We start from the raw sequence: 14,346 nt of genomic DNA, 5'->3' as shown, positions 1-14,346 counted from the left end.
GGGAGAGCCGGAATGACGAACCCGATGCGCGCCCGCTATCTGGCCGACAGCATCACGACCGCGTCACCCGCTCGGCTGCTCGTGATGCTCTACGACCGCCTGGTGCTCGACATCACCCAGGGCGCGGACGCGATCCGCGAGGGGCAGCGGATCGTGGCGTCGGAGAAGCTGATCCACGCCCAGGACATCGTCGGCGAGCTCCTGGGCTCGCTCGACCTGGAGGTCTGGGAGGGCGCGGCGAACGTCGCCGCGCTCTACCGCTGGATGCTCACCGAGCTGGTCGGCGCGAACATCAAGCAGGACGCCGCCCGCGCCGACGCGTGCCGCGAGCTGGCCAGCGAGCTCCGGGACGCCTGGCGCGAGGCCGCGATGACCGCCGGCGGAGCCCCGGCGAGCGGAGGCTGACCGTGGACGAGTGGCGGTCGGCGTGGACGGCGGCCCTCGACGACCTCGAGGCCGACATCACCCAGATCGAGGAACTGCTGCGCTCCGACCAGTTCACCCGCGACACCCCGACGATCGACCCGTGGACGCCCCCCGAGGGCCTCGGGCCGCTCCCGCTCGACCTGCGGCCCCGGGCCGACCGCATCCTGGCCAGGCAGACCGCCGCGGCCGAGGAGGTCGCACGGGCGATGGCGGTCAACCGGCGGCAGGCCGCGCTCACGAACCGGATCGAGCTCTTCGACAGCGGCGCCGCCCGCCCGTCGTACCTGGATCAGGCAATCTGAATCGGCAACGCAGCGCCGGACCAACTGCTCCCGAATTGCTCAGGAACTACTCCTCAGCGCCGTTAGGAAGTGCGTGTTCGATTCGGTGACTTCCTCGGTGCTCAAGACCGCCATGGACGGTCTGGCGATGCGCCAGCGCGTCACGGCCGACAACGTCGCGAACGTGAACACCCCGGAGTTCCTCGCCGGGCGGGTCCAGTTCGAGGACGCCTTGGCGCAGGCCGTGAACGCCGGCCAGGGCTTCGACGGAGAAACCGGAGCGCGGATCACCCAGGCCGCGCTCGCCGACCAGGCGACGCAGCCGACGATGTCCCGCTCGCTCGAGCCGACCCGCACCGACGGCAACAACGTCAACCTCGACCACGAGGTCATCAGCAACATCGACACCCAGTTGCGGTACCAGCTGATGATCCGGGCGATGGACGACCAGTACAGCACCCTGCGCACCGTCGCCGGCAGCGCCGGCTGAGGGGGTCACACATGACGCTCTTTCCCGCGATCGGGATCGCCGGCACCGGTGTCACCGTGCACCGCAAGTGGCTGGACGCGATCTCCGACAACCTCGCGAACATCAACGACGTCCGCCCGACCAGCGGTGAGGCGTACCGGGCGAAGTCGGTGATCGCCCAGGCCGTCGATTACGGCGACGGCAACAGCGGCGTCCAGGTCAGCGGCATCGTCGAGGGCAACCCCGAGGGCCGCCTGGTCTACGCGCCGGACGACCCGCAGGCCGACGCCGAGGGATACGTCCGGATGCCGGACGTCGACCTCGCCGACCAGATGGGCCAGCTGCTCATGGCCCAGCGCGGTTACCAGTCGAGCCTGGCCGTGATCGACCGGGCCCGCGATTCCTACCAGCAGGCCATCCAGCTCGGGAAGGGCTGATAGATGACGAGCCCCATCTCCGGTATCGGTGCGCTGAGTCCGGCCGGCAGCCTCGGCGCCGGCGACCCGATCGCACCCGCCGTCGTCTCCGCGCTGAGTCCTACGGGATTGGGCATCAGCAGCGTCGACGGCGGTGCGTCCACCGCGCTCGACGCGATGAGCAACAACGGCGAGACGACCGAGAGCGCGAAGAGCTTCGCCGCCACCCTCGCCGACAGCCTCCAGAACCTGCAGTCATTGCAGGCCCGCAAGGACGACCTGGCGGTCAAGGCCGCCACCGGCAACCTCAACGACGTGCACGACTACACGATCGCCGCGACCGAAGCCCAGCTGGCCACCCAGCTGACCGTCGCGGTCCGGGACAAGGCCGTCGCCGCGTTCCAAGAGATCATGCGGATGCAGTGAGTTAGGCGCATCGATGGTCGACCGCCTCAAGCGCACACTCCGCCGCGGAGTAGACGGCTTCAAGTCGTTCTCCGGGGGGCAGAAAGCGGTGATCGTCATCGCGGTGCTGGCGCTCGCCATCGGCGGGTACTTCTTCGCCTCCTGGGCGTCCAAGCCCACGATGGCTCCGCTGTTCAGCAACCTCGCGGCCACCGACGCGTCCGCGATCGTCGAGAAGCTCGGCGCCGCGAACGTGAAGTACGAGCTCGCCGACGGTGGCGCGACGATCATGGTGCCGCAGGACCAGGTCTACGACCTGCGGCTGCAGATGGCCGGTCAGGGCCTGCCCGCGGGTGAGGACACCGGCTACTCGCTGCTGGACAAGCAGGGCGTCACGACGTCCGAGTTCATGCAGCACGTCAGCTATCAGCGTGCGCTCGAGGGCGAGCTGGCGAGCACGATCCAGTCCATCGACGGCGTCGAAGCGGCGACCGTCCACCTGGCGTTGCCGCAGAAGGACGTGTTCGCCGACGACCAGCAGAAACCGACCGCGTCGGTGCTGGTCAAGACCGCGGCCGGCAAGGACCTGACCGACAACCAGGTGCAGGCGATCATCAACCTGGTCTCGTCCAGCATCGAGGGCATGGACTCCAAGGACGTCACGCTGGCCGGTGCCGACGGCTCGGTGCTGGCCAAGGGCGGCGAGACCACGACCGCGGCCGGCGGCGACGCGAGCAGCAAGCGGACCGAGACGTTCGAGGACGACATGCAGGACTCCCTCCGGGAGATGCTCGAGCAGGTCGTCGGCAAGGGCCACGCGGCGGTCACCGTCACCGCGGACCTCGACTACGACAACACCCAGACGAAATCCCAGACCTACAACTCGGACGCGAACACGCAGCCGCTGGCCGAATCGAAGAAGTCCGAGACGTTCACCGGCAACGGCAACGCGGTCGGCGGCGTGCTCGGCCCGGACAACATCCAGGTGCCGAGCGGCTCGACCGGCAGCAACAACAGCTACGAGAACAGCACCGAGACGAAGAACAACGCGGTGAACTCGGTGACCGAGACCCGCCAGTCGGCGCCGGGCGCGATCCGCAAGATGGGCATCGCGGTCCTGCTCGACTCCAACATCGCGGCGTCCGCCAACACCGCGAAGATCCAGACCCTGGTGCAGTCCGCGGCCGCGCTCGACAGCACCCGCGGCGACAGTTTGGCGGTGACCTCGTTGCCGTTCGACCAGTCCGCGGCCAAGGCGGCGGCCAAGGAACTGGCCGCGTCCCAGGCCGCCACGAAGCAGGCCGAGCTGATGTCGACGGTGAAGAGCGGTGCCGCGATCGGCCTGATCGCACTGCTCATGCTCATCGCCGCGTTCGTGGGCAGGCGCAACCGCAAGAAGCAGTCGCGCACGATGCTGACCGCGTCCGAGCGGCTGCAGCTGGAGGAGATGCAGGCCGCGCTGGAACGGGAGCGGGCCCGCGAGATCGAGGCTTCGACCGCGACCCCGGCCGCCATCGAAGCCGGCCCCACCCGCCTCGGACCCGACAAGGCGACCCGGCAGAAGGAGATCGCCGCCATGGTCGAGAAGCAGCCCGAGGAGGTGGCACAGCTACTGCGCACGTGGCTCGGTGACCGGCGGGAGGTGTCGCGCTGATGGCCACCGACGACCTGACCGGCCTGCGCAAGACCGCGATCCTGCTCGTCCAGATGGGCAAGGACGCGTCCTCGAAGATCCTGGCCCAGATGCGCGAGAACGAGATCGAGGAGCTGACCGCCGAGATCGCCCGGCTGGGCCAGATCGAGACCGAGACCGCGGACGACGTCCTGTTCGAGTTCCACGACCTGGCCACCGCGAACAAGTACGCCGGTCAGGGCGGTCTGGACTACGCCAGGGACCTGCTGGAGGCCTCGGTCGGCGCGGAGCGCGCCGCCGACCTGATCGGCCGGCTCTCCAAGAGCATCGCGGACGTCCCGTTCAACTTCCTCCAGCGCGCCGAGGCCCGCCAGCTGCTCTCGTTCCTCCAGGACGAGCACCCGCAGACGATCGCGCTGGTACTGGCGCACATGACCGCGACGCAGGCGTCCGGACTCCTGTCCGGGCTCTCCCCCGAGCTGCAGGCCAACGTTGCGAACCGGATCGCGGTGATGGACCGCACGTCGCCGGAGAGCATCCGGCAGGTCGAGGAAACGCTGGAACGCAAGCTCTCCTCGGTGCTGCAACCGACCGAGATGTCGACGGTCGGGGGGCTGCAGCCGCTGGTCGAGATCATCAACCGCGCCGACAGGGGAACGGAGAAGATGATCCTGGAGGGTCTGGAATCGCTCAACCCGGAGCTCGCCGAAGAAGTCCGCAGCAAGATGTTCATGTTCGAGGACATCGTCGGCCTGGAAGACCGGTCGATCCAGCTCGTGCTCCGGCAGGTGGAGTCGGCCGACCTGGCCACCGCGCTCAAGGGCGTCACCGAATCGGTGCGCGACAAGATCATGCGGAACCTGTCCGGCCGCGCCTCGGAGAACCTCGCCGACGAGATCGAGATGCTCGGGCCGGTCCGGTTGCGGCAGGTCGAAGAGGCCCAGGCCAAGGTCGTCCAGAACATCCGGGCGCTCGAGGCGTCCGGACAGATCACGATCCAGCGAGGGGACGACGATGAGTTCGTCCCCTGACCCGCTCTCCGCCGGGGTCTTCCGCGGCGCGGCCGCGGAGGGGGCGGTGAGCGCCTCGTTCGACACGAATCTCGGCAAGCCCGGCGCCCGGATCCCCCGGGCGCCGAGCGTCGACGCCGAGCTGACCGCGGCCAAGGAGGCAGCCAAAGCGGCCGGTTTCGCGGCCGGCTGGGCCGACGGCAAGCGGGTCGCGAAACGCGAAGCCGAAGCGGCCCGTGCCGCCGCGGACGCCGAGACACGGCGATTCCAGCAGGCCCGGCAGGCCGCGTTGCAGCACGCGTTGCAGACCGTGGCCGCGGCCGCGGCCGGCCTGGAGTCGCGGGCCGTGCCCGCCGCCGCCGAGATCGAGGACGAGCTCGTCAGCGCCGCGTTCGTACTGGCCGAGGCGGTGCTCGGGCGCGAGCTCGCGCTGGCCGACTCCCCCGGGCGGGACGCGGTCGCGCGGGCGCTGGAACTGGTGCCGGTCGGGCGTCCGGTGCTGGTCCGGATCAACCATGCCGACTACGCCGCGCTGACCGCGGAGGCCGACCACGAGGGTCCGCTGGTGATCGACGGCCGCACGGTCACGCTGGAGGCCGACGCCTCGCTGGCCAGCGGCGACGCGATCGCCGAGAGCGACGCGACGGTGGTCGACGCCCGGCTGTCGGCCGCGCTGCTGCGGGTCGGTGAAGCGCTGGGAATGGTGGACGCCTCGGACCAGCCGTGGTGAGCCGGCTGCTCCAGCACCGGCTCACTCCAGCGATGCGGGCAGCGCGCCCGGAGGTCACCGGGCGGGTCGACTCGGTGCTCGGTCTGTCGGTCGCGGTGGTCGGTGTCCCCGGGCGGGTCGGCGACCTGGTGCGGATCGGCGGCGTCGGCGGTCTCGCCGGGGTCCGGGGCGGCCCGGGCCCGGCCGAGGCCAGCACGGTGGCGGCCGAGGTCGTCGCACTCGACGGGTCCCGGCTCTCCTGCCTTCCGCTCGGCCCGCTCGGCGGCGTCGGAGCCGGTGACCGGGCGGTCAACACCGGTGCGCCGCTGCAGATCCAGGTGGGCGAGTCGCTGCGCGGCCGGGTCCTGGACGGCCTCGGCCGCCCGATGGACAACGGCCCGCCGCTTTCCAACTGCGAGTGGGTCTCGGTCGAGGGCGAACCGCCGTCGGCGATGGAACGCGGGCTGATCCGCTATCCGCTGCCGCTGGGCGTGCGGGCGATGGACACGCTGATCCCGTGCGGCCGGGGCCAGCGCATCGGGATCTTCGCGGGCTCCGGCGTCGGCAAGTCGAGCCTGATGAGCATGATCACCCGCGGTACCGAGGCCGAGATCACGGTCGTCGCGCTGATCGGCGAGCGCGGCCGGGAGGTGCGCGAGTTCCTCGAGCACGACCTCGGGCCGGAGGGCATGGCCCGGGCCGTCGTGGTCGTCGCGACCTCGGACACGCCGCCGCTGGTGCGGTTGCGGGCGGGCTTCGTCGCGACCCGGATCGCCGAGTGGTACCGCGACCGGGGCAAGGACGTCCTGCTGATGATGGACAGCCTCACCCGGACCGCGATGGCCCAGCGCGAGGTCGGGCTCTCGGCCGGCGAGCCACCGGCCACCCGCGGTTACCCGCCGTCGGTGTTCGCGCTGCTCCCCCGGCTGCTGGAGCGGGCCGGGCCGGGCTCGGCCGGCACGATCACCGGCCTCTACACCGTGCTCGTCGAGGGTGACGACCAGAACGAGCCGATCGCCGACACCGCCCGGTCGATCCTCGACGGGCACGTCGTGCTCGACCGCAAGCTGGGGACGTCCGGCCACTTCCCGGCGATCGACGTGCTGGAGTCGGTCTCGCGTGTCTCGGGCGCGATCACCACCCGCGAGCAGAAGGCGAACGCGGCCGAGCTGCGCCGGTTGATGGCCGCCTACCGGGACGTCCGGGAACTGCTGGAGATCGGCGCGTACGTGCCCGGCACGAACCCGGACGCCGACCGGGCCCGCGAACTCTGGCCGGCGATCAACGCGTTCCTCCGGCAGAGCCTCGGCGATCCGTACCCCTCGGGAGCGGCCTGGGACGCCCTGGCCCAGCTCCTGCACGGCGGCGGTTCATGAGCAAGAAGAAGTTCCGGCTGGCCACCGTGTTGCGCGCCCGCCAGGCGAAGGAGGACGCGGTCCGCGGCGAGGTGCTCGCGGCCCGGGCCGCGCTGCGCGAGGCCGAGCTGGAGGCCGAACGGGCCGGGGAGACGCTCCGCGGGCGTCAGCTGCCGTCCGAGGCGCTGGCCCGGTCGTACGTCGCGGCGATCTCCGCCCGGCAGGCGCTGGCCGGTGAGCTGTTCGCCGCCAACCGGGTCACCGCGGCGGCTCAGGACGCCGTTGCCGAGAAGCTCCGCGAGTACACCGAGGCCTCCGCGGCCCGGCGTGCGGTGGAGAAGCTCAAGGAGCGGCACGCCGCCGAGCGGGCCGCGGCGGAGCTCGCCGAGGACCAGCAACTCGTCGACGAACTCGCCACAACCCGAAGGTCCCGCGTCAAACCGCCGATGGAGAGTGAACAGGAGTAGTTCGGGTGCCTGTGGGGGGCAAACGCGTTGACCGGAATGGCCGAGGTCAGTGCACGGATGCTGGCGATCCAGAGCCAGATCGCGCAGACCGCCACGCGATACGGTGCCGGGGTCGGTCCGACCGGCTTCGCCGGCGCTCTGCAGGCTGCCCAGAAGAAGGCCGAGTCCGCGCCCGGTAGCGCGGGAACCGCCGGGACGAGCATCACCGAGCGGGTGGAGAACGCCCTCGCGCCGGGGGGCCCGACGGGTGCCGACGTCGTCGCCGATGCCCGCAAGTACCTCGGCATCCCGTACGTGTTCGGCGGCACCGATCCCCGCCTGGGACTCGACTGCTCGGGTCTCGTCCAGAAAGTGTTCGAAGACGTGGGGATCGACCTGCCCCGGCTGGTCCGCGACCAGCGGAACGCGGGCACCGCGGTGCCGTCGATGAAGCAGGCGAAGCCCGGTGATCTGCTGGTCTTCGACGGGTACGAGCACATCGGCATCTACGTCGGCAACGGACGGATGCTGCATGCGCCGGAGCCCGGCGAGAACGTGAAGATCGGTCCGGTCTACGAGACCCCGACCTCGATCCGGCGGGTCGTGCCGCCGGAGGCGCTGCAGACCTCGGCGCTCAGCTCGGCCGACGGCCTGCTGCGCACCGCGGCGCTGCGGAGCTCTCCGCACCACGCCGCTGGTGGGGCCGGGTCCAGCATCTCGGCGGTACCGGCCGGGGTGCCGTTCGCGAACGTGTTCACCAACGCCGGCAGCAAGCACGGCGTCTCGCCGGCCCTGCTGGCCGCGGTGGCGAAGATCGAGTCCGGCTACGACCCCGGGGCGGTCAGCCCGGCCGGCGCTCGCGGGCTCATGCAGATCATGCCGGGCACCGCCCGTGAACTGGGGGTCGATCCGCTCGACCCGTACCAGGCCGTGGACGGAGCCGCCCGGCTGCTCCGGCGGCACCTGAACGAATTCGGGTCGCTGCCACTCGCCCTCGCCGCCTACAACGCGGGCGGGGGCGCGGTACGCCGCTACGACGGCATCCCGCCGTACGCGGAGACCCAGGCCTACGTCGTCAAGGTGCAGAACGCACTGCGCGCGCTCGGAAAGGACGCACGATGAGCATCGGATCCCTACCTCCGTCGTCCAACACGATGGCGCTGGTCGCCGCGACGAACAGCACCCCGGCCCGGCCCGCGGGCGAGATGGGCACCGACAACGGCGGGCGCAGGCAGCGCGAGCAGGAGGAGGAATTCGTCTCCGCGCTGCAGGCTGCCTCCGGCAGCAAAGGCACCGAGGACTCGACGATCTCCGAACACAGGCCCTCCGAGGGCCCGCGCGCCAAGAAGGCCGCACCCAAGGAGGCCGAGGACTCCGACCGGCGTGCGGTCCTCACCGGTCAGACCTGGCACACGACGATGACCGGCCTGCCGTCGCCGGACGCCGCCGGATCGCTGGCGCTCCCCGCGGCGCTGATGGCCCACGGACAGCTCGCGGTCGGTACCGGTACCGGCGGCGACATCCAGGCGGACGCGTCGCCGATGGCCGTCGCGGGGATCGGGGTCGTCACCGAGGCGGGTCCGGCCGGACCGGTCCTGAACCCGGCCGGCGTGCCGATCGGCGTGGCCGGGTTGGGTGCGCAGGGGTTGACGCTGGTGGGGGCGGGGGACGCCCGTCCGGCGGTGGAGGCGGCTCTCAGCGCGAACGCGAGTGGCGCGGCCGCGGCGGCGGCGTTCGCCGGTGAAGGGGCCGGAACGGTGGCGCCGGGGGCGGCCGGGGTCCGGCCCGCGGCGTTGGCGGGTGCTCTCGGCGCGGGCGCGGGCGCGGCGGCGGCTGTCGGTGGCGTGGCCGCGGGAGCGGGCGGCGCCGGTAGTCTGGGCAACCTGGGCGGCCTGGGCGCGGGGGCCGGTGCTGTCGGCGGTGGTCCGGCCGGTGGCGTGGGCGGTGCCGGCGGTGCCGGGGGCGCGGGTGTGGGTGGTGCGGGCGGTGTCGGCGGTGCGGGCGGTGTCGGCGGTGCGGGCGGCGCCGGCGGTGCGGGTGTGGGTGGTGCGGTCGCCGGTGCGGGAGCGTTCGGCGTGGGCGGAATCGGTGCGCCGGGCGCGGCCGGTGCAGGTGCGGAGGGCACCGGCGGTGCCGCGGGCGACGGGTCCGGCCCGGGCGGCGCAGCCACTGCTCTCGGTGCATTCGGTACGGGCGTCGGCCGGCCGGCCGGCGCAGGTGGTCCCGGCGCCGTCGGCGGGGCCGGCGGGGCCGGCACGGCGGCCGGAGCCGCCGCCACCGGACCCGGCGCCGGCGCTGGTCAAGACATCGGTCAGGGCATCGGTCAGGGCATCGGTCAGGGCATCCCCGGGCAGCCCGGGGCGGCCGGTGGGCCGCGGGCCGGGGGTGCCGGGCGTCCGGGACGTGCCGGGTTCGACCTGGGCGCCGGCGCCCCGGCCCAGAACGCGAACGCCGTGGCGGGCCAGCAGTCCGCGGTGCCCGGCCAGGCCGGGGCGGACGCCGCCGCGGCCATGGCGGCCGCGGCCGCCCCCGCCCCCCTGGCGCCGCTACCCGGCCTCCAGGGCTACACGCCGGTGCCGGGACCGACCGTCGCCCCGGTCGGTCCGGCCGGCGACGCCGGAACCGCCACCGGCCGGCACTCCGCGGACGACGGCACCGAAGCGCCGGGCGCGGCGACCGGCTCCTCCGGGCCGGACCCGACCCTGGTCACGCACCCGTTCACGCTCGACGTCAACGCACCGCAGCAGGTGGACGTGAGTGGCGCGAACGCGCCGGACCAGCCCCCGCCGCCCCCACCCGCGGCCCAGGTCGCCGACCAGGTCATCCCGCTGAAGTCGCAGGACGGCGTGCACCGGATCGCGATGGAGCTGCGTCCGGACGACCTCGGCACGATCAGCGTCGTCGCGGAGATCCGCAACGGGCAGGTGCACCTGCACTTCGGCGGGGCCAACGAACTGACCCGCGAGACGCTGCGGGCCGCGTTGCCCGACCTGCGCCAGCAACTCGAGGACGCCGGGTTCGCCGGGGCCGCGTTCGACTTCAACGACTCCCCCGGTCAGAACCGGCAGCAGTTCGCCGCACCCGGCCAGGGACCGGGCGACCAGGGACCGGGAAACCAGGGACCGGGCGGCCAGGACCAGGCCGGCCGCGGCGGCCGGCCCGACGGCGGACGCCAGGCGGGCACGCGTCCGCCCGGATACACCGAGCCACCGGCGTCGCCGACGTCCGGACGTCACGCTCTCGATTTGCAGGTGTAGAGATGACCGCACCGATCGGACAGACCGGAAACAGCGCGGCAGCGCTCGGCAACGCTCTCGGGTCCGCGCCGCAGACGAAACCGTCGGCCGACCTGGACAAGGACGCGTTCCTCAAGCTGCTGGTCGCGCAGCTGAAGTACCAGGACCCGATGAACCCGGCGCAGGGAACCGAGTTCGTCGCGCAGACCGCGCAGTTCACGACGGTGGAGAAGCTCACCGACCTGGCCGAGGTGCAGCAGCAGATGCTGACCGCGCAGCTCACGCTGAGCGCGGCGAACCTGGTCGGCAAGGACGTCACCTACAACGACGCGGCCGGGGCCCCGACGCACGGGAAGGTCGAGGGGGCGACGCTCGGCACGAGCCCGAGCGTGACCGTCAACGGGCTGTCGGTGCCGATGTCGAGCGTGCTCGCGATCGGCAAGGTGAGCGACGCGTCCGCCGTGACGCCCACCACCGGCGAGCCCCAGGACGCGATCACCCCGATCAGCCAGGCCGTCCCCGGCGCCACCCAGCCCCCGGTCACCACCCCCCAGACACCCCCCGGCACGCCACCGGCGACCGGGGTGGATACCGCGGGGACCGGGGTCTCCGCCGGAAGCCCGTCGCCCGCGGTGAACACCCCGACGACTCCGCCCGGCCCGACCCCGCCCACCCCCACCACGACGACAGGCGCCACGACAACAGGCGCCTAGCCTGCGCCTTCGAGCAAAGGAACCAACACCATGCTGCGCTCGCTCTTCTCCGGCATCAGCGGCCTCCGCGCCCATCAACAGATGATGGACGTGACCGGCAACAACATCGCCAATGTCAACACCGCAGGCTTCAAGTCGAGCCAGGCCGTCTTCCAGGACACGCTCAACCAGATGCTCAAGGCACCGGCCTCCCCCCAGGGAGCCGTCCAGGGCGGCACCAACCCGGCCCAGGTCGGCCTCGGCGTCCAGCTCGCCGGCATCTCCACGAACTTCACCCAGGGCTCGGCCCAGACCACCGGCCGCAGCACCGACCTGATGATCTCCGGCGACGGCTTCTTCACGGTCAAGACCGGCCAGGAGACGCTCTACACCCGGGCCGGCTCGTTCTCGTTCGACGCCGACGGCTCGCTGGTCACCAACGACGGTGCCCACGTCCAGGGCTGGGTCGCCGACAAGGCGGGCAACATCCCGTCGAACTCCACGCCGGGCGACCTCTCCCTCCCGATCAGCACGCTGCTCTCGCCGACGCAGACCACGTCGGTGAACTTCTCCGGCAACCTGCCGAGCGACGCCAAGGAGGGCACGGTCATCACCCCGTCGCTCACCGTCTACGACGCCTCCGGCAACGCGTCCGAGCTCACGGTCACGCTGACCAAGGGCTCCGACAACAACACCTGGGCGGTCAAGGTCGGTGACGGCACCACCGACTACGACGGCGGCAACATCACGTTCGCCGCGAACGGCACCACGCCCGACCCGGCCGAGCTGACGTTCCCGGCCGCGGCCGGCGACATCAAGGTCGACCTGGCCGGTCTGACGAACTACGCCGGCACCACGACCGTCGCACCGCAGAAGCAGGACGGTTACGCGATGGGCTCGCTGCAGGGCTTCTCGATCACCAAGGACGGCCAGCTGGTCGGGTCGTTCACGAACGGCCTGCGCAAGCCGCTCGGACAGATCGCGCTCGCGTCGTTCAACAACTCGGCCGGTCTGGAGAAGGCCGGTGGGTCGATGTTCCGGACGACGGTCAACTCCGGCGTACCGCAGATGGGGACGCCCGGCGGCGGAAGCCGCGGCGCGATCATGGGCGGCACGCTCGAGATGTCGAACGTCGACCTGGCCAGCGAGTTCACCAACCTGATCATCGCCCAGCGCGGGTTCCAGGCGAACTCGAAGATCATCAGCACGTCCGACGAGCTGCTCAACGACCTGATCAACCTCAAGCGCTGATGACGAACGCTGCGCCGATCGCGGCCCGGAGTTCCCGCGCCGCGACCGGCGCCGAGGACGGATCGCCGTGATCATCGTGACGCGCCTGAACGGCCAGGAATTCGCGTTGAACCCGGACCTGATCGAGCGCGCGGACAGCACGCCCGACACCGTCGTCACGCTCGTCGACGGCACCAAGTATCTCGTCGCCGAGCCGCTCGTCGAGGTCGCGCGCCTGATCCGCGAGTACCGGGCCCTGGTCATCGCCGAGGCCCAGCGCGCCGTCGCCCCCACCAACACCCCGACCTTGTCCGCCGTGGACGACCCGGCCCCGCCGCCGGTCGTCCCACTGCACCGCCGGGAGCGCTGATGGACCCCGCTGCGATTATCGGGCTCGTAGGAGCCTTTGCCGTCGTCTTCACCGCCGTCATCCTCGAGGGCGGCAGCATCGGCTCGATGTTCCTCGTCGCGCCGTTGATCCTGGTGTTCGGCGGTGCGATCTGCGCGACGATGACCGGCGGCACGCTCCCCGACACGATCGCGTTCATGAAGAACTTCATCGGTGGTCTGACCGCGAAGAAGGTCGACGCCGGTGCGTCCGTGGACGTGATCGTCAAACTCGCCGAGCGGGCCCGTAAAGAGGGTCTGCTCGCGCTCGAGGACGCGATCAAGGACGTCCAGGACCCGTTCCTCAAGGACGGCCTGCAGCTCGCGGTCGACGGCACCGATCCGGAGGAACTCCGGGAGATCCTCGAGGGTCAGATCGAGGCGAAGAAGAAGCGGGACAAGAACGCGTCGAAGTACTTCGAGAACCTCGGTGCGTTCGCGCCGACGATCGGCATCATCGGTACCACCACCGGTCTGATCCACGCGCTGGAGAACCTGGCCGAGCCGGAGAAACTCGGTCACGTCATCGCGGGTGCGTTCGTCGCGACCCTGTGGGGCCTGCTCTCGTCGAACCTGATGTGGCTGCCGATGTCGAACCGGATCAAGCGGATGAGCGAGCTCGAGGTCGACCAGATGAACCTCTCGATCGAGGGCATCATGGCGATCCAGGCCGGCGCCAACCCGCGTCTCGTCGCCCAGAAGCTGAAGAGCCTGCTCCCGAACCCGGCGCCCGCCAAGGCGGCCGCCTGAGATGTCGGGCGGGGGCCACGGCGGCGGGCGGAAGAAGAAGCACGAGGAACACGAAGAGCACGTCAATCACGAACGATGGCTGGTCAGCTACTCGGACATGATGACGCTGCTCATGGTGCTGTTCCTCGTCCTCTTCGCGATGAGCAACGTCGACTCCACCAAGGTCATCCTGCTGCAGGAGGGCTTCAACCAGGCGTTCGGCACGAACGCGGTGCTCCAGGGCTCGAGCTCGGTGCTCAAGGACAGCTCGTCGGACAGTGCCGGGATCGACCAGGCGGCCGGTTCCGGCCCCACCGGCCAGATGACCGAGCAGGAGAAGCAGATCGCCGAGAAGGCGGTCAACGCCGCCGACCTGGCCAAGGCCCAGTCCCGCATGACGGTCGCCGAGGCCGAGGCGCAGAACCTCACCGAGGCCCAGAAGAAGATCGCGGCCGCGCTCAAGAAGGACGGACTGGGCGGCGACGCCTCGTTCGCGATCGACCAGCGCGGGCTCGTCGTCACGATCATCACGAACTCGGTGGTCTTCACCGGCGACAGCGCGGTGCTGCGTCCGGTCGGCCAGAAGATCCTCTCGGCCGTCGGCCCCACGCTGAAGGCGCTGCCCAACGACATCGAGGTCGACGGCCACACGAACCAGCTGCGGGTGCCGACCCTGAACTATCCGTCGGCCTGGGAGCTCTCGACCGCGCGGGCCAGCGCGGTCGTCCGCTACCTGGTCGACGCGCAGGGCATGCCGGCCGATCGGATGGAGGCCGCCGGGTTCGCCGGTACGCGTCCGCTGATCAGCCCGAAGGACCCGCGGTCGGTCCGGCTCAACCGGCGGGTGGAGATCATCGTGCTCTCCGGCCTGTCCGACGACACCGCCTCGCTGCTCCCGACCGCAGCCAAGACCGTCGACTAG

At 71.3% G+C, this 14,346-nt stretch carries 17 protein-coding genes; all 17 read left to right on the top strand.

What is annotated here, in order from left to right; genetic code table 11:
- Positions 1–12: 12 nt before the first annotated feature.
- The 17 genes from fliS (at position 13) to ACIBZJ_RS07390 (ending at position 14,346) form a co-directional block, all read left to right on the top strand.
- Positions 13–405 (top strand): flagellar export chaperone FliS, encoded by a 393-nt coding sequence (gene fliS, locus ACIBZJ_RS07470; protein ID WP_395926625.1) that lies wholly within the window; start codon positions 13–15, stop codon positions 403–405.
- A 2-nt stretch (positions 406–407) separates the two neighbouring features.
- On the top strand, positions 408–728 hold the full coding sequence (locus tag ACIBZJ_RS07465; protein WP_395926623.1) for a hypothetical protein: 321 nt from the start codon (positions 408–410) through the stop codon (positions 726–728).
- A gap of 73 nt (positions 729–801) precedes the next feature.
- Positions 802–1,197: a flagellar basal body rod protein FlgB gene (gene flgB, locus ACIBZJ_RS07460; RefSeq protein ID WP_395926621.1), complete on the top strand. Its 396-nt coding sequence runs from the start codon at positions 802–804 to the stop codon at positions 1,195–1,197.
- Between the two features lie 11 nt (positions 1,198–1,208).
- The gene (locus ACIBZJ_RS07455; RefSeq protein ID WP_395926619.1) at positions 1,209–1,613 is read left to right on the top strand and encodes a flagellar basal body rod protein FlgC; all 405 of its coding nucleotides are present in this window, start codon (positions 1,209–1,211) and stop codon (positions 1,611–1,613) included.
- Positions 1,614–1,616: 3 nt separating this feature from the next.
- Positions 1,617–2,018 carry a flagellar hook-basal body complex protein FliE gene (fliE, locus tag ACIBZJ_RS07450; protein WP_395926617.1) on the top strand — a complete coding sequence of 134 codons (402 nt, stop codon included), beginning with the start codon at positions 1,617–1,619 and terminating at the stop codon, positions 2,016–2,018.
- 13 nt (positions 2,019–2,031) lie between these two features.
- Entirely contained in the window at positions 2,032–3,651 is a 1,620-nt protein-coding gene (fliF, locus tag ACIBZJ_RS07445) for a flagellar basal-body MS-ring/collar protein FliF (protein ID WP_395926615.1), read from the top strand.
- Positions 3,651–4,661, top strand: a complete 1,011-nt coding sequence (fliG, locus tag ACIBZJ_RS07440; protein WP_395926613.1) for a flagellar motor switch protein FliG — start codon at positions 3,651–3,653, stop codon at positions 4,659–4,661. Before fliF ends, fliG begins: the two co-directional genes overlap by 1 nt.
- The gene (locus tag ACIBZJ_RS07435; protein WP_395926611.1) at positions 4,645–5,370 is read left to right on the top strand and encodes a FliH/SctL family protein; all 726 of its coding nucleotides are present in this window, start codon (positions 4,645–4,647) and stop codon (positions 5,368–5,370) included. The genes fliG and ACIBZJ_RS07435 overlap by 17 nt, the downstream gene beginning before the upstream one ends.
- Entirely contained in the window at positions 5,367–6,725 is a 1,359-nt protein-coding gene (locus tag ACIBZJ_RS07430) for a FliI/YscN family ATPase (RefSeq protein WP_395926609.1), read from the top strand. Before ACIBZJ_RS07435 ends, ACIBZJ_RS07430 begins: the two co-directional genes overlap by 4 nt.
- Positions 6,722–7,171 carry a cell envelope biogenesis protein TolA gene (locus tag ACIBZJ_RS07425; RefSeq protein WP_395926607.1) on the top strand — a complete coding sequence of 150 codons (450 nt, stop codon included), beginning with the start codon at positions 6,722–6,724 and terminating at the stop codon, positions 7,169–7,171. The genes ACIBZJ_RS07430 and ACIBZJ_RS07425 overlap by 4 nt, the downstream gene beginning before the upstream one ends.
- Positions 7,172–7,207: 36 nt before the next feature.
- Positions 7,208–8,272 (top strand): transglycosylase SLT domain-containing protein, encoded by a 1,065-nt coding sequence (locus ACIBZJ_RS07420; RefSeq protein ID WP_395926605.1) that lies wholly within the window; start codon positions 7,208–7,210, stop codon positions 8,270–8,272.
- Positions 8,269–10,407: a flagellar hook-length control protein FliK gene (locus ACIBZJ_RS07415; protein WP_395926603.1), complete on the top strand. Its 2,139-nt coding sequence runs from the start codon at positions 8,269–8,271 to the stop codon at positions 10,405–10,407. Before ACIBZJ_RS07420 ends, ACIBZJ_RS07415 begins: the two co-directional genes overlap by 4 nt.
- A gap of 2 nt (positions 10,408–10,409) precedes the next feature.
- Positions 10,410–11,099: a flagellar hook assembly protein FlgD gene (locus ACIBZJ_RS07410; protein WP_395926601.1), complete on the top strand. Its 690-nt coding sequence runs from the start codon at positions 10,410–10,412 to the stop codon at positions 11,097–11,099.
- Positions 11,100–11,129: 30 nt separating this feature from the next.
- A complete protein-coding gene (locus tag ACIBZJ_RS07405) occupies positions 11,130–12,329 on the top strand; it encodes a flagellar hook protein FlgE (RefSeq protein WP_395926599.1) in 1,200 nt (399 codons plus the stop codon).
- Positions 12,330–12,396: 67 nt separating this feature from the next.
- Complete coding sequence (locus ACIBZJ_RS07400; protein ID WP_395926597.1) at positions 12,397–12,678, top strand: flagellar FlbD family protein; 282 nt, start codon at positions 12,397–12,399, stop codon at positions 12,676–12,678.
- Positions 12,678–13,445, top strand: a complete 768-nt coding sequence (locus ACIBZJ_RS07395) for a motility protein A (RefSeq protein WP_395926595.1) — start codon at positions 12,678–12,680, stop codon at positions 13,443–13,445. The genes ACIBZJ_RS07400 and ACIBZJ_RS07395 overlap by 1 nt, the downstream gene beginning before the upstream one ends.
- A 1-nt stretch (position 13,446) precedes the next feature.
- Positions 13,447–14,346, top strand: a complete 900-nt coding sequence (locus tag ACIBZJ_RS07390; protein WP_395926593.1) for a flagellar motor protein MotB — start codon at positions 13,447–13,449, stop codon at positions 14,344–14,346.

The sequence above is a fragment of the Cryptosporangium sp. NPDC051539 genome, from assembly GCF_044454545.1.
In the GTDB taxonomy this organism is placed as follows: Bacteria; Actinomycetota; Actinomycetes; order Mycobacteriales; family Cryptosporangiaceae; genus Cryptosporangium.
This window is presented reverse-complemented; position numbering and strand designations above follow the sequence as displayed.